Annotated in this window: 16 protein-coding genes, 1 tRNA gene and 1 pseudogene; 14 read left to right on the top strand and 4 right to left on the bottom strand. The window is 51.0% G+C overall.

Annotation, left to right across the window (positions count from 1 at the left end):
• Window positions 1–549 carry a dual-action ribosomal maturation protein DarP gene (locus BLQ17_RS16950; RefSeq protein WP_092225000.1) on the top strand — a complete coding sequence of 183 codons (549 nt, stop codon included), beginning with the start codon at window positions 1–3 and terminating at the stop codon, window positions 547–549.
• A 72-nt stretch (window positions 550–621) separates the two neighbouring features.
• Window positions 622–849: a hypothetical protein gene (locus BLQ17_RS16945; RefSeq protein WP_143005536.1), complete on the top strand. Its 228-nt coding sequence runs from the start codon at window positions 622–624 to the stop codon at window positions 847–849.
• A 38-nt stretch (window positions 850–887) separates the two neighbouring features.
• Here the strand turns inward: BLQ17_RS16945 and folE2 are convergent, their stop codons facing one another.
• Window positions 888–1,688: a GTP cyclohydrolase FolE2 gene (gene folE2 / locus BLQ17_RS16940; RefSeq protein ID WP_281180551.1), complete on the bottom strand. Its 801-nt coding sequence runs from the start codon at window positions 1,686–1,688 to the stop codon at window positions 888–890.
• 191 nt (window positions 1,689–1,879) lie between these two features.
• On the opposite strand from folE2, the gene BLQ17_RS16935 reads away from it, so the two are divergent.
• The 11 genes and pseudogenes from BLQ17_RS16935 to BLQ17_RS16885 all read left to right on the top strand — a co-directional run bounded on the left by BLQ17_RS16935 (window position 1,880) and on the right by BLQ17_RS16885 (window position 11,727).
• The gene (locus tag BLQ17_RS16935; protein WP_092224994.1) at window positions 1,880–2,281 is read left to right on the top strand and encodes an RNA-binding S4 domain-containing protein; all 402 of its coding nucleotides are present in this window, start codon (window positions 1,880–1,882) and stop codon (window positions 2,279–2,281) included.
• A gap of 18 nt (window positions 2,282–2,299) precedes the next feature.
• Window positions 2,300–2,875 (top strand): annotated as a pseudogene (locus tag BLQ17_RS16930) (IMP cyclohydrolase); the annotation flags it as partial.
• Between the two features lie 48 nt (window positions 2,876–2,923).
• Window positions 2,924–3,505 carry a phosphoribosylglycinamide formyltransferase gene (gene purN / locus BLQ17_RS16925; protein WP_092224990.1) on the top strand — a complete coding sequence of 194 codons (582 nt, stop codon included), beginning with the start codon at window positions 2,924–2,926 and terminating at the stop codon, window positions 3,503–3,505.
• Window positions 3,502–4,038 (top strand): bifunctional pyr operon transcriptional regulator/uracil phosphoribosyltransferase PyrR, encoded by a 537-nt coding sequence (gene pyrR / locus BLQ17_RS16920; RefSeq protein WP_245695210.1) that lies wholly within the window; start codon window positions 3,502–3,504, stop codon window positions 4,036–4,038. The genes purN and pyrR overlap by 4 nt, the downstream gene beginning before the upstream one ends.
• The gene (locus BLQ17_RS16915; RefSeq protein ID WP_092224988.1) at window positions 4,038–6,227 is read left to right on the top strand and encodes a peptidase U32 family protein; all 2,190 of its coding nucleotides are present in this window, start codon (window positions 4,038–4,040) and stop codon (window positions 6,225–6,227) included. The genes pyrR and BLQ17_RS16915 overlap by 1 nt, the downstream gene beginning before the upstream one ends.
• Window positions 6,228–6,527: 300 nt before the next feature.
• Entirely contained in the window at window positions 6,528–6,800 is a 273-nt protein-coding gene (gene rpsT, locus BLQ17_RS16910) for a 30S ribosomal protein S20 (protein ID WP_092224986.1), read from the top strand.
• Between the two features lie 270 nt (window positions 6,801–7,070).
• On the top strand, window positions 7,071–8,531 hold the full coding sequence (gene trpE / locus BLQ17_RS16905) for an anthranilate synthase component I (RefSeq protein WP_245695209.1): 1,461 nt from the start codon (window positions 7,071–7,073) through the stop codon (window positions 8,529–8,531).
• A 2-nt stretch (window positions 8,532–8,533) separates the two neighbouring features.
• A complete protein-coding gene (locus tag BLQ17_RS16900) occupies window positions 8,534–9,139 on the top strand; it encodes an anthranilate synthase component II (RefSeq protein ID WP_092224982.1) in 606 nt (201 codons plus the stop codon).
• Between the two features lie 73 nt (window positions 9,140–9,212).
• Window positions 9,213–10,256, top strand: a complete 1,044-nt coding sequence (gene trpD, locus BLQ17_RS16895) for an anthranilate phosphoribosyltransferase (protein ID WP_092224980.1) — start codon at window positions 9,213–9,215, stop codon at window positions 10,254–10,256.
• A 21-nt stretch (window positions 10,257–10,277) separates the two neighbouring features.
• Window positions 10,278–11,054 carry an indole-3-glycerol phosphate synthase TrpC gene (trpC, locus tag BLQ17_RS16890; protein ID WP_092224978.1) on the top strand — a complete coding sequence of 259 codons (777 nt, stop codon included), beginning with the start codon at window positions 10,278–10,280 and terminating at the stop codon, window positions 11,052–11,054.
• 16 nt (window positions 11,055–11,070) lie between these two features.
• A complete protein-coding gene (locus BLQ17_RS16885; protein WP_092224976.1) occupies window positions 11,071–11,727 on the top strand; it encodes a phosphoribosylanthranilate isomerase in 657 nt (218 codons plus the stop codon).
• Window positions 11,728–11,743: 16 nt separating this feature from the next.
• Here the strand turns inward: BLQ17_RS16885 and BLQ17_RS23445 are convergent, their stop codons facing one another.
• Window positions 11,744–12,397 (bottom strand): septal ring lytic transglycosylase RlpA family protein, encoded by a 654-nt coding sequence (locus tag BLQ17_RS23445; protein ID WP_092224974.1) that lies wholly within the window; start codon window positions 12,395–12,397, stop codon window positions 11,744–11,746.
• A 102-nt stretch (window positions 12,398–12,499) separates the two neighbouring features.
• Window positions 12,500–13,939 carry a hypothetical protein gene (locus tag BLQ17_RS16875; protein ID WP_092224972.1) on the bottom strand — a complete coding sequence of 480 codons (1,440 nt, stop codon included), beginning with the start codon at window positions 13,937–13,939 and terminating at the stop codon, window positions 12,500–12,502.
• 194 nt (window positions 13,940–14,133) lie between these two features.
• Here BLQ17_RS16875 and BLQ17_RS16870 point away from each other — a divergent pair.
• Window positions 14,134–14,209 (top strand) — tRNA-Thr (locus BLQ17_RS16870).
• 102 nt (window positions 14,210–14,311) lie between these two features.
• Here the strand turns inward: BLQ17_RS16870 and BLQ17_RS16865 are convergent.
• Window positions 14,312–14,698 carry a PaaI family thioesterase gene (locus BLQ17_RS16865; RefSeq protein ID WP_092224970.1) on the bottom strand — a complete coding sequence of 129 codons (387 nt, stop codon included), beginning with the start codon at window positions 14,696–14,698 and terminating at the stop codon, window positions 14,312–14,314.
• Window positions 14,699–14,755: the final 57 nt, after the last annotated feature.

Here is a 14,755-nt window from a genome sequence, read left to right as displayed (position 1 = left end):
ATGAGTGAGAGAGTGAGTAAATCCGAGTTGAAACGGCAGTTTAAAAGAGTTGAGGAGGCTGCGGCGGAGCTGGCCCTGTTAAGCGATGCTGAGTTGAAAAGACTTCCTGCCGGCGACCAGGTAAAAACAGAGATAAAAAATTGCCGGGACGTGAAGGGGGGAGCCCGCAAAAGACAGGTCAAATACCTGGCGAAGTTGATACGGGAAGAGCCGATTGACGCCATCCTTGATTTTCTTGCGGAGAAAAAAGGCTCAAAGCTCAAGCAGGACCGGATCCATCACGAGGCTGAACGGCTGCGCGACGCTATTGTCAACGAAGCAATCGCCCATCAGCAGGACTGCCTTGCCCACGATATGGTCCTGGAGCTTGACTGGCCCGGGGAAATTACCGACCAGCTGGCAAGGCGGTGCCAGGCCGTCTCGGGCGATCTCATGCGTGCCGTACACCAGTACGTAAGGAGCCGTAAGCACACTTTTTACAAGGAGACTTACCGTATAATAAAAGCGGTGCTCGAAAAAGAAGAGCTGGAGCGGCGGCTGGAAGATTAACGGTGCGGCGCAGCCGGGATGGTCGGCTGTCGCCGCATGGGTTGTGAAAACTATTTGAGAACCAGGGATCTTATGTCCATACGTTTATTGGCCCGGGATGTGTACAGGGCGCAGCAGAATGTAGACAGACTCCGGAAACTATACGATACCTGCACTGCGCAGGAAAAAGACCGCATCAAGAGGGAATTGCAGGGCGCCGAAAAGGAGCTGGCGCTGTTGAGAAAAATGCTTGATGGCGAAAAGCAGAGCGGTCCCTTCAGAAAGAAGTTTGCCGGGTTTGGCTCTACTAAAAATTCGTAACAGCGACCTCTGCTGCCTGTCGCTGTTGTCTTGGGCAACTACCTTACCTCGTCGCTGTCCACGTAGGCGTAGGCGCTATGCTTGTGGATCGATTCAAAACTTTCCACTCCTGCTGAAAACCATGTTATATCAGGATGTTCAAGTGAAAGCAGTGCAACTTTGCGCACGACGTCTTCAACAAACATGGGATTGTTAAAGGCCTTTTCCGTGACATATTTTTCATCAGGCCTCTTGAGCAGGGCATATACCTCGCAGGAAGCCGATTGTTCGATAATCTCGATCAGATCTTCGACCCAGACGAAGTTCTTGAATTTGACATTGAGGGTCACTTCCCCCCGCTGGTTGTGCGCACCGCCGGAGCTGATCTCCTTGGAGCAGGGGCAAAGTGTGGTAACGGGGGCGGACACCGAAAGGATAAAACCGTCGTCGTCCCCGATGCCGCCGGAAAAAGTGCACTCATACTCCATCAGGCTATGGGTGTCGCTTACCGGAGCTTTTTTGTCTATGAAGTAGGGAAATGTCATTTCCAGCCGGACGCTAGTCGCCTGGAGATCTTTTTGCAGCCGTGGCAGGATCGACGAAAAGCTTGCAACGGAAAATTCTCCCAGATAGTCGTCGAGAATCGAGGTAAAAGCGGCAACACAGTTTTCGTGGTTGCCTTCACACAATTGCGCCTGCATGGAAATTGTTGCGATGGTGTTCTGGAGACCGCCGTTTTTTTCTTTTACCCTGATGGGAGTTTTCAGACCTTTTAAACCTACCGTCCGGATATGCATGGGCTTACTTGACTCACTTGATAACTTTTCTGTGCGAAAAACAGGTTGGTAATTCTCTACTATTTTCCCGGCAAATAATAATGCACCGATATTAAAATCGCTTCTTTCATACCCTTTTTGTCAAGGTTCGACAACCTCCTTTTCTCCGGCAGAGGCTATCGTTCTCAATTTTTCATGCGTTTCTGCCTGAATCGGTGTATTCTAACTGTTTACCCCAATTGACAAAATATCTATGGATAGATTCCAGGTAAGGTATGGCCCAAAATAGTGAAGACAATGGATTGCGACTGGACAAATGGTTGTGGGCGGCACGGTTTTTTAAAACCCGCTCAATGGCGGCCAAGGCGGTCAATGGCGGAAAGGTTCATCTCAACGGCAGCAGGGTTAAGGCGGCGAGAAACGTTGCCGAGGGTGACAACCTGACAATAACGGTTGGGGTTGCCGAATTTCATGTTACGGTGCTCGGCCTTTGCCAATACCGACGGCCGGCAAAAGAGGCCCGGCAACTCTACGTGGAGTCCGAGGAGAGTATCAAAAACCGTGAGGAGCAGCGTGAAACAAGGAAAATGTTCAACGCAGGGTTCACTGCGCCGTCGCATAAACCGAGCAAAAGAGATAGAAGAAAAATAAAATCTTTCACCAGAAAAGACGATTGACATTTTAAGGAGCAAGGAATGATAAAGGCAGAAAGAGCGCTGATAAGCTTGACGGATAAATCGGGAATAGAAGGTTTTGCCACTGAGCTGACGAACCTGGGGATTGAACTTCTTTCCACCGGAGGCACCGCCAAAAAACTTCGTGATGGTGGGCTGAAGGTTATGGATGTCTCCGAGTATACGGGATTTCCCGAGATGCTCGATGGCAGGGTGAAGACCCTTCATCCGAAGGTACACGGGGGCATACTCAACCAGAGGGGGAATTCTGTCCATCGGCAGCAGTGTGAACAGCAGGACATTAAAAACATCGACATTATCGCAGTCAACCTGTACGCCTTTGAGAAAACCGTTGCCGATCCGGACTGCTCTCTTGCCGACGCGATTGAGAATATCGATATCGGCGGGCCGACCATGCTCCGTGCGGCGGCGAAAAATTTCCATGATGTGACGGTGATCGTCGATCCGGCGGATTATCCCGTGGTCCTGGAAGAGCTGAAGCGTTACGGCAACACCACACTGAAGACAAGGTTTTACCTGATGCGCAAGGTGTACGCGCTGACCGCAGCGTACGACACGGCTATTTCGGCATGGCTTGAGAAGGTCGATATGGATTCAAACAGTTATTTTTCAGGAGAATAAACCATGTTGAAAATGGCGGTGTTGCTGTCCGGAAGCGGCCGGACTCTGGATAATTTTCATGAACGAATAACAGATGGCAGGCTGGCGGCGGCCATTGAGGTGGTGGTTTCCGATGTTAAAGAAGCTCTCGGTCTTGAAAAAGCGGCTAATTACGGGTATCCGGCATTTCATGCACCAACCAGCGCGGAAACGAACCGGATCCTCAAAGATTATGATGTCGATATCATAGTGCTTGCCGGTTACCTGAAACTCTACACCCCCCCTGACGATTTGAAAAAAGCGGTGATAAATATTCACCCGGCGCTTATTCCAAGCTTCTGCGGCAAAGGCTTCTACGGTCATCACGTCCACAGCGCGGTCAGGGCAAAAGGTTGCACCGTGAGCGGCTGTACGGTTCATTTTGCCAATGAACGTTACGATGAAGGGCCGATTATCCTGCAGAAAAGCGTCGATCTCGAATATGACGATGACGCCGATACCATTGCCGATAAGGTCTTTGCCATTGAGTGCGAAACATTTCCCGAAGCAATCAATCGGGTAGATGAGAAAGGGATAGAATTTTTTTGGAAGAGGGTAGGCCGGTGAGCGGAAAGAAACGGGTAATCATGTCGGCGGAAGATGTTGATCTGGCGATCCAGCGGATCTCTCTGCAGGTTCTTGAGAGAAACCACGCAGTGGAACGCCTGGCCATTGTAGGAATCCATACCTGCGGGGTGTACGTGGCCGAACGTATTCATGCCTTTATCGAAAAACAGATGAAGAAAGAGGTTCTTTTCGGCACCTTGGACATTAACCTCTATCGTGACGACTGGTCCCTGGTGAGTCAGAACCCGGTGGTGAAGACCACCGATCTTCCCTTTGATGTGGACAACATCACCCTGGTGCTCGTGGACGATGTCATCTTTACCGGTCGAACTATTCGTGCGGCCATGGATGCGATAATGGATTATGGCAGGCCCACTTCCGTTCAGCTCGTATCGCTGGTCGACAGGGGCGGGAGGGAATTGCCGATTCAGCCCGACTTTAACGGCCTGAAAACATCGGTGCTTGCTGACGAACGGATAAAAGTGTTACTTGATCAGGGACCGTCCGGTGGCAGGGTGGTTATAGAAAGCTGATGGTGGATATCGAACTTCTGGCGCCGGTGGGGTCTCTTGAAAATTTCCGGGTAGCACTTGATTCCGGGGCCGACGCGGTATATGTAGGGGCACCTGGGTTCAATGCCCGGAATCTTGCCCGGGATCTGGGGATGGAAGAGATCGGGGCGATGATCGCAAAGTGCCGCAGTCTGGGCAAAAAACTGTACCTCGCCGCCAACAGCCTGATACTTGAGCGTGAGCTGGAACAGGTGGTCGCCACCCTTGCAATGATCGACGAGCTTCAGCCGGATGCGCTGATAGTTCAGGATCTTGGCTTGATCAGGCTGGTTAAAAATCACTTTCCCCGGCTCAGGCTGCACGGTTCCACCCTGATGACCGCCCACAACTCAGACAGTGTCCGTTTCCTTGGCGACATGGGGTGTGACAGGGTTGTTCTGGCCAGGGAATTGACACTCAAGGAAATTGAGACGATCAGGGCCAGGGTGCAAGGGGTGGAGCTTGAAGTCTTCATTCACGGGGCGATGTGTTTTTCGTTTTCCGGTCTCTGCCTGTTCTCGTCTTATCTGGGCGGTAAAAGCAGCGTCCGAGGGCGGTGTGTACAGCCGTGCCGCCGGGGATACGGGGTAGCCGGAGCAAGCAGGAGGAGCCGAGAGAAAAAGGGGACACCGAGTTCGCGCTATCTCTTTTCAATGAACGATTTGTGCTCCGTCAAGGCGATTGAGCAGCTCCGGGCTCTTGGTATCAGTTCCTTGAAAATAGAAGGCAGGCTGCGGTCGGCACACTACGTGAAAAATATTGTTTCAGCCTACAGGACGATGCTTGACAGCAATGTCGATAATCGTGAAGAGGAGTATGCAAAAGCCGAAAAGCTGATCGCCAGGGCGATGGGCAGGAAAACGTCTGCAGGATATTTTTTCTCTCCCCAGCCACCTGATGCAATCACTCCGTACCACTCAGGCAACACCGGCATTCATCTGGGGCGTTTTAATAATGTCAAGAAGTTTGGCGAGCGGTATACCTGCAGATTTATCCTGAAGGACGAACTGGAACAAGGAGACCGGTTGCGGCTGCATCAGGAGCCATCCGGGGAGCGAACTGCTTTTCGGCTGAAAACCCTGTTTGTTGGAGGGAATCAGGAGAAAAAGGCTTTCGCCGGCTCTCGGGTGTCCATTGAGCTTCCCGACGGGTTCAGACCACTGCCGCAAGGTCATGTCGATGTATATAAAACCGACGGGGCAGCCTCCGTCAGGACTTCCGACTGGGAGCTGGACGGGAAATCTATTGTCGACGTTCTGCGAAAAACCGAAAAGGAGCGATACAAAAAAATAGACCAGGTAACGACAGAAGTCTGCATAACCGGGGAAACCGAACCCGGCGGCGGGTCAGTCGGTCCGGGGGGCTGGAGGAAGGGGGGAAGAAAGAAACCAGGCGTTGAGATATGGTTTAAAGTCGACTCTATCAACGCCATAATGAAAAAGCTTCCGTTTGTCCCCAACCGCTATCTGCTTGTTTTTGAAAAACAGCTGCTCAGCCAGGTGGGTGCAATCAAGAGCAGTCTGGGAAAACGTTCGAGGCTGGTGAGCTGGGTGCTGCCTCCGGTTATTATGGAAAACGATCTTGGCCGGGTGAAAAAGCAGATAGCTGTGCTCATAAGATCAGGTTTCAGAAGTTTTCAGTTGGCAAATATCAGCCAGGTTGGGCTGTTTGGCGGGGAAAAAGTACATCTTTTCGGCGACTATACCTGCAATATCATGAACAGTCAGGCGGCGGTTTTCTGTGGAGAGCTCGGGGTCGAGTCAATGGTTGCCTCCATTGAGCTTGACAGGAGTGCGCTGGGAGAACTCGTCGGGGCGGGTGCAAGACTCACCAGGAACTGTTCCTACGGAGTGTACGGTTATGGTGCACCGCCCCTTTTTACGGCAAGGCTTGGCGCCGATCATTTCAGTTACGGCCAGCAGATCCTGAGCCCGAAAAAAGAAAAATATTTTATCAGCAAAAAAGAGGGGTTTACCCAGACTTTTCCCGACAAACCCTTTTCGCTGCTGCCGTATCTGGAAGAACTCAGAGCGGCCGGCATAAGCTATGTCGTCGTCGACTGTTGCGGTCGGATGTCCCCGAAAGATCTGGACGAAGTCCACGAGAGGCTGATAAACAGCGGCAGGTATTCCAAGCTGCCGACTTTTAATTATCTGGGTCGGCTTGAGTGAAGCAGCGGTTGAAGAACACCAATTTCCGGGTTGTATCTCAACAGGGTGGAGGAAGGGTGGTGGACCGGTTCTCCTGCAGGGCAACAAAAAATCGGAGTAAAGGATAGTATCGTATCGAACTGTACTAAATCTATTGACTTTACCCTTATATTGAATTATAAATTTCCGGTTTGGACATATTGATAATCAGGCTCCAACGCAGAAAAATCGCTACTCAGATAGCCGGTGTGGATGGGCTGTAAACATAAAGAATCATCTAAGTGATTGAAGTAAATAGATAAACTCAGGAGGAATATCTACGTGGCAAATCATAAATCCGCTGAAAAAAGGAATCGTCAAGCTCAGATTCGTCGGGTGCGCAACAAAATAAACAGGAAACGGATGAAGACCTCTATCCGCAGCTTTGAAGAAGCAATGGAAACCGGATCGGTTGATTCGGCCAAGGACGCCCTGAGGGAAGCAACTATCGTAATTGCCAGGACCGCACGTAAAGGCACCATCCACAAGAAGAACGCCTCCAGAAAAATTTCCCGCCTGGCAAAACGGGTAAATGCGATGGAAGGTGCTGCTTAATACATCTCCTGACTGCAATCATATTCGCAGCCGCTCTCAGCTCATGAAAAGCGACTGAAAAAAAGAGAAGCCATGGAATGTAACAACTCCATGGCTTTTTTTTTGATTTTTCGAGGACTGGACAAAAAACGTTCTCCACTGGTATGGTGACTTATACATGGGCAGACTGCAACGCTCTGCTCTTAACACCAACTTCTTCCAACAGCATCTTTATAAATAGTTATGGTCGCTTGCAGATACTTTCCTGATCGCGAAAAATTTACGAACGATATGCAATCGTCTCGGCTTGTTCCGGTCTGTACCGAAATAGTTGCGGACCTTGATACCCCGTTGACTCTTTATGCAAAGGTCGCCGCAGGACGGGATCACGCATTCCTGTTCGAGAGTATGGAAGGCGGTGAAAAATGGGGACGTTTTTCGTTTATCGGCTTTGATCCCCTGGTGACGTTCTGTTCCAGGGAAAAAGAGGTGACGATTGAAGAATTGCACAACGGTGGTGATGAAAGTTTGACCTTTACGTCCGATCCGCTGGAAGCTCTTAAAAAGCTGATTGAAGATCTCGGTGCCGCGGAATATGAGGAGTTGCCCAGATTCTGCGGAGGGGCGGTGGGTTTTTTAGGATATGATATTGTCCGGTTTATTGAGGATCTCCCCGACGAGAGAACAGCCACGGACCTTCCCGATTCATCGTTCATGGTGCCACGCATCGTCCTCGTGCATGACAGCTTCAAGCAGAAGATCACCGTCGTGTGCTGGGTGCGGACGACTGGGACGACGGATGACGGCGAAAGACTCTATGGTGAGGCAATTGCGCAGATTGAAGAGGTCGTCTCAAGGCTGAAACAGCCGGTTGGTGAGGAACTGTTTCTGGCAAGCGGCCGGGGAACGGAAAAAGAGCACCAGTTTACCTCCAATATGGAGAAAAGCCGTTTTACAGATATGGTCGAGAAGGCCAAGGAATATATCCGCGCAGGCGATATCATTCAGGTTGTTTTATCCCAGCGGTTCCATACCAAGACCGATATTTCACCTCTGGTGCTGTATCGGGCGCTGCGACATATCAACCCCAGCCCCTATCTGTTTTTCCTGAAACTTGGAGATATCATCCAGATCGGGTCCTCTCCGGAAATACTTGTCCGCAAGGACGGTGAGAGAATTGAGCTTCGTCCCATCGCCGGCACCAGGGTCCGGGGAAAAACGGTGGAGGAGGATCTTGCCCTGGAGCAAGAACTCCTGGCCGACCCGAAAGAGACCGCCGAGCACCTGATGCTTGTCGACCTGGGAAGAAATGATGTCGGAAGGGTCGCAAAAGGCGGTTGCGTCTGGGTTGAGGACCTTCTCGTCATAGAGAGGTACAGCCACGTGATGCATATTGTGTCCGGGGTACATGGTGAAATAGATGAAGGAAAGGACCAGTTCGACGTCATGGCCGCGTGCTTTCCGGCAGGAACGGTCAGCGGGGCCCCGAAAATCAGGGCAATGGAGATAATAGACGAACTCGAACCCGACAAAAGAGGTGCGTATGCCGGTTCCGTTGGCTATTTTGGTTTTTCCGGAAATATGGATTTCTGTATAACTATCAGAACGTTTGTCATGAAAGACGACGACCTCTGGATCCAGGCCGGTGCCGGAATTGTGGCCGACTCCGATCCGGAAAAGGAGTTTGAGGAAACTGTCAATAAATCGCTTGGCCTGCGCCGTGCCGTCGAACTCGTAGAAAAGGGGTTCTGAACATGCTTGTAATAATAGATAATTACGATTCATTTACTTATAATATCGTGCAGACCGTTGCCGCCAACGGCCTGAAAGCCGGTCGTGTCGAAGACATCAGGGTGTTCCGCAACGACAAGATAAGCATCGCCGCAATAGAGGAGTTAAGGCCGGACCGTCTTCTTGTCTCGCCTGGACCCTGCACGCCGAAAGAGGCCGGAATTTCAATAGAAGCGATAAAATATTTCGGTGGGAAAATACCGCTTCTTGGTGTCTGTCTCGGACACCAGGCTATCGGAGAGGCTTTCGGTGGGACGGTAATCCGTGCCGACAGGATCATGCATGGTAAAACCAGCCCCATGGAACATGACGGGAAGGGCGTGTTCACCGGGCTGCCCAACCCTTTTGACGGCATGAGGTATCATTCGCTGATTGTCCAGGAGAGCGATCTCCCGGATTGTCTCGAAATTACCTGTCGAAGCGACAGGGGAGAGCTTATGGGGGTCAGGCACAGAGAGATGGCTATCGAGGGGGTGCAGTTCCACCCGGAGTCTATCATGACTCCGGCAGGGATTACGCTGCTTGAAAATTTTATGGACCCTGATTATCCGGAGATGTTAAGATCCTGATCCGGATATTTCATTAACGTCTCCATAAAAAAGTAAATTACAAAATCAAACCAATTGCCCAGGGAAAAAGGTCATGAATATAAGAGAGGCCATATCCAGAGTAGTGTCCGGAACTGATCTCAGTGAACAGGAAATGGTGGTGGTGATGAACGAAATCATGGAAGGTCAGGCGACCGATGCCCAGATTGCCGCTTTTATCACCGCGCTCCGGATGAAGGGGGAGACTGTTGAGGAGATAGTAGGTGCCGTGAGGGTAATGCGCGACAAAGCCACTTATATCGATACCGGCGTGGATACCTCGGCCGGGGACATCTTGATGGATATCGTCGGCACCGGCGGCGATGCTTCGGGTACTTTCAACGTTTCAACGACAACTTCCTTTGTTGTTGCCGCAGCTGGGGTGACAGTTGCCAAACACGGCAATCGGGCTGTCTCGTCCAAATGCGGCAGCGCCGATGTTCTGGAAGCTCTTGGGGTTAACCTGACTCTGCCACCGGAGGCGGTGTCGGCCTGCATACGGAAAATAGGCATCGGCTTTCTGTTCGCGCCCATGCTCCACGGTGCAATGAAGTACGCCATCGGACCCCGCCGCGAGATCGGTATCCGTTCAATTTTCAACCTGCTTGGCCCGATGACCAATCCGGCGGGAGCCAATGTCCAGCTGACCGGCGTGTTTGACAGGAAATTGACCTATGTGTTTGCCGAGGTTCTTCTGCGGCTGGGAATGAAAAGAACCCTGGCGGTCTGGGGGGAAGGCAACATGGACGAGATGACCGTAACCGGTATCTCCCATGTGGCTGATGCCCATGACGGGGAGATAACCACTTATACCGTCGAACCCGAGCAGGTAGGTCTGAAAACGGCACCCGTTGAAGCCATCCGCGGAGGGGAGAGTGCTGACGAGTCGGCGGAGATGGTGCGGGAAGTTTTAAGCGGCGTTGCCGGAGCAAAACTGGATATGGTTCTGCTCAACGCCGGTGCGGCCCTGCTTGCCGCTGGTAAAGCTGATGATTTACCGGCGGGGGTCGAGCTGGCGCGTGAAGTCGTCGCCTCAGGGGGACCCTTGGCAAAACTGGAAGAGCTTGTTGGATATTCCCGGTCATTCAATAACAAATAAGGTTGCAAAGGAAGAGCGCAGATGGCTCATATTTTAGACAGGATTGTGGAAAGAAAGAAAGCGGAAGTCCGGATTTTAAAAAGAGATGGAGTTAGGATTGATGCAGCCTTTGCCGAGACCGGGATTGATCGCCCGCGAGGGTTCAGGCGCTGCCTGGTTGAATACCAGGGGGTTTCGGTAATTGCCGAAGTAAAAAAAGCGTCGCCTTCAAAGGGAGTTATCTGCAGAGACTTCGACCCTGTGGCGATAGCTGAGAACTACGTTGCCAATGGTGCCCAGGCAATATCCGTTTTAACCGATGAAGAATTTTTCCAGGGATCGATGCAGTATCTGATGCAGGTCAGAAGCGCCGTTGCATTGCCGGTTCTGCGCAAAGATTTCATTATCGACGAGGTGCAGATACAAGAGGCAAAGACCTGCGGTACCGATGCGATCCTGCTGATCGCCGCGATACTCGATCTCAAGCAGCTGGTTGATTATCAGGCACTTGCCAACGAGCTTGGCATGGACGTGCTGGTGGAGGTACATGACGAGTATGAGACCGAAACCGCGCTTCAGGCGGGAAGCGACCTGATCGGAATCAATAACCGGAACCTCAAGGATTTCACCATCGATCTTGAAACGACTTTTCGTCTTAAAAAGATGATTCCGCCTGAAATACCGGTGGTCAGCGAGTCGGGGCTGAAAAGTGCAGAGGATTTCATGAGACTGCGCAAGGAAGGGGTGTGTGCCGCCCTTGTCGGGGAAACCCTTATGCGTGCGGGAAGCAAAAGTAACGTGCTCAGCTCCCTGAGGTAGAGGTCCTGGACTTGTTATGACTCATCCGAAAACCAGGCGCATCAGAATAAAGATGTGCGGCACCACCCGTGTCAAAGACGCGCTCTTTGCCGCAGAGCTCGGGGTCGACGCCCTCGGGTTTATCTTTGTAAAAAAAAGCAAGAGGTATGTCACCAGGGAAAAAGCAGCTGAAATAATCGATTCTTTACCGATTTTTGTCGATCGGGTCGGGGTCTTTGTCAACAGTTGCGTCGATGAAGTGGTGACCTGCGCGACCCAGGCAGGACTTTCCTGCATACAGCTACACGGCGAAGAATCGGCGGACTACTGCCGGCGGCTGAGACAGGCGCTGCCGTCTTGCAGGATAATAAAAGCGTTTCGGGTAGGAGTACAAAGTCGTGCCGAAGAGTTCTCACCCTACAACGACTGTGTCGAGGGATTTCTCCTGGATACTTATGTTGCAGGAACAAGCGGTGGAACCGGAAAGGTATTTGACTGGTCGATAATAGACGGGCTCAAGCTGCAGCTGCCCTTTCTTCTCGCCGGGGGGTTGACTCCGGACAACGTTGTCGCCGCGCTTAAAGCGGTAACTCCCTACGGTCTCGACGTCAACTCCGGGGTAGAAATCCTGCCCGGCATAAAAGACCTGCAAAAATTAGAGCTCTTTTTTCAACGGGCAGCCGGGGGCAGATAGAGCTGGTTGCGGCCGGTTATCTTGCGATTATAAAGCAATCGGTGTACCCACGGTCCAGCAGTGCTTCTTCTGCTTTCTTGGCGCTGGCAAGGTTGCTTCCGGCGTAGACCTGAACACGGTAAAAGGTCGATTCCGGTCCCGGATAGTCGTTGATAACAGTTGTGTGTCCCGCGTCAATGAAACGCTTCTGCAGTCGCAGTGCGTTTGTCCTGTCACCAAAAGCGCCAATTTGCACATAAAACTTTCCCGCCCGCAGATTGCGGTAGTCTATTATGCGGTCCCCGTTTGTCGACCGGCCTTTTTCTTCCGCCAGGGCAGCTATCCTGACACTTGCTACCCCCCTGTCGACCATTCCCAGTTCCCGGGCGGCGACGTAACTGAGATCTATTATTCTCTTACGGACAAATGGCCCCCTGTCGTTGACCCGGACGACTATCCGGCGGCCGTTCTGCAGATTTTCAACCATGAGCATGGTGTTCATCGGCAGGGTCTTATGGGCTGCCGTCATCTTGAACATATCAAATATTTCGCCGTTGGATGTTGTGCGTTCATGAAACTCTTCACCATACCAGGAGGCTATTCCCACGTCGCTGTATCCGATGGATGAAGGAAGGGGAAAATATCTTTTATTATTGATTGTATACGGTAACTGGGTCGGATGAATTCTCATCTCTGCACTTTGTACAGGAGCTGGTGCAGTGAGGATCTGGATGAGAGTGAAGGCGGCAAAACACCAAAGGTGAAAACGGCAAACGGATAAAACACGCAAGGCTTAGTCTCCTGTGGCGGATGATTCTTCGGTTAGAAAAGTTCGGATTCGCTCTTGGTAAAAAAGTCCGGCCGCTCCCGTGGTGTGCGGCACATAAGGGAAGAATCCGTTGCCGGGAGTTCTGGGCGCCACGGAATTGAAACGGACGACATCGTTTTCATCGATCCACGACAACCGGTAGTCGAGCAGCGGCCGTACAGTGGTTATCACACCGTTCTGGTCACGTCCCAGAGTCACATTTTCCCACCGGCGAGTGGTAAACCCCTTATACCATACCCCCTGGCGAGGTTGCCCCGTAAGTTTATCAATCATGATGATCGGCAGTTCCGGTTGGTCGAAGTCGTTGTTATTGTCGACTAATTTTTCTATTTCCGAACTTCCCTGGACCGAGAGATTGGCAAAAATATCGTAGTTGTCGGTGTCGGATCTAAGAAAATGTTTGCCCAAATCGTTGAATGTCCATTGTGCATGGCATGCCTGACAGCTTATTTTTCGATCACGGTCGTAGTGGGCCGGATGCCTGAGCAACGGAACCGGGTGAATTGTACCGTCTTTTGCGTGCAGAAAATAATTCCCGTCCTCGGCTGTGATATTTTGCTGCGTTTTGCTTGCGAGTTCTTCCTTGCTGTGGCAGCCCCCGCAAGACGGTCCGTTACTCTCACCGCCCATGAGTTCTTCGCCTGAGTGGCAGTCGAGGCATTGCAGCTTTTTTATTTTGTGGATATCCGGCCTGAGCTGGTGAAATTCCACCCCGTAGGGTCTTAAATATTCTTCTGTGGTGGTGTAGGGCGTCCTGAATTCAATACTGAAGTCATGTTCATACCAACCATAATAGTCGGCGCCTACATAATTGCCGTAATGACAGGCGAGACAGGCTTCGTCCGTGGCGGAGGTGAATCGGTGTTCGGTGAGACGGTTGGCTGAAAAGCGCAGGTGACACGCGCTGCACCCTGTGCCTCTGTGGGTGGCCGGATAATCGTCTCCGGCGGTGAAGAGGTGGCACCTGAGACACCTGCTCCGTAGAAGATCGTCGGCAAGCTCAAGAATATTAGACGGGTCCGTCACGTCAGGTACCTTGAGCAGTGACACCAGCTCTTCTTTTGCGCCAAAACTTCTCCTGAATCGGTTGACGCTGTTTTTTAGCGTGTAGTGAGCACTTTTCAAGATGTTGTTTATCGCGCTTTCGTGACAGGTTCCACAGCTTGCAGCCATGTTGTCCGGATGGGCCGGCAAGGCAATCAGGTCCTGGTGGGCCTCTTGCTTGTCCGCGGCGCTGTCGGAGCCTTGGTGACAGACAGTGCAGGCGAAATTGTGATTGTCGTCGAGCTGGAAATGGTGACAGTCGATGCACCCCACCTGTTTTGTTTCGCTATTGTTTGGGGATGTGTTGCAGCCGCCGAGGGTGAGAACGACAGCGAAGAAAATGATAAACAGGCGTACCATGATGGACTGTACTTAAGCAAAGTTATGGGGAGAAATGCTGAAAAAACCCCTTATATTGCAGCGTGTTATATGTTTTTACGAAGAAAAAGCAGCAACCTGTGAACTTATTCTATTGCTTATATTTCAAAATTGTTGAATTTTCAATAATTACCTGATATATAGCGTACGGTGTCTGACTGATCCGACAAACTATCGCCAGCATAGCTCAGTTGGTAGAGCGGCGCTCTCGTAAAGCGCAGGCCAGCGGTTCGATCCCGCTTGCTGGCTCCAATAAAAACAGCCACTTAGAGAATTTTCTCTGAGTGGCTGTTTTGCTTCCAGGACAGCTATAGGACAGTAAATGGTGTTGTTGAATGAGAACAACACGTATTTTTATTTTTTCCGGTAGACCATTCCACTAAACTTGGCGATCACTTCTCCTTCTTCATCTTCCACCAGAACATCATAAGCACCCAATCGATGCGGCTCATTAATCTCTTTGGCTTCGGCGTAGAGAGTGCCATCAGATTTACTCTTTAGAAAAGAAATATGAGCATTTATTGCCAATGCTAACTTTCCATGGCTGTTTGATGCAATTGCGAAGGCCACATCGGCTAATGCGAAAATCACACCACCGTGAACAACGTTAGCAGCATTCAGAAAATGCTTTTTAAGTGGTAGACATACTTTGCAGTGTCCTCTTCCAGCCTCGACGAGTTCGATACCTAAATATTGAGCAAATATATCATTTAAATATGTATGGTTGGTAATATCGTTCATTTTCAGGGCTTCCTTACAGGATATGGATAATTGAACAGGCATACAACAAGGGTGTAT

Source organism: Desulforhopalus singaporensis (assembly GCF_900104445.1).
GTDB lineage: Bacteria > Desulfobacterota > Desulfobulbia > Desulfobulbales > Desulfocapsaceae > Desulforhopalus_A > Desulforhopalus_A singaporensis.
The sequence above is the reverse complement of the archived record's forward strand: the minus strand, read 5'-3'. Positions and strand labels throughout refer to the sequence as shown.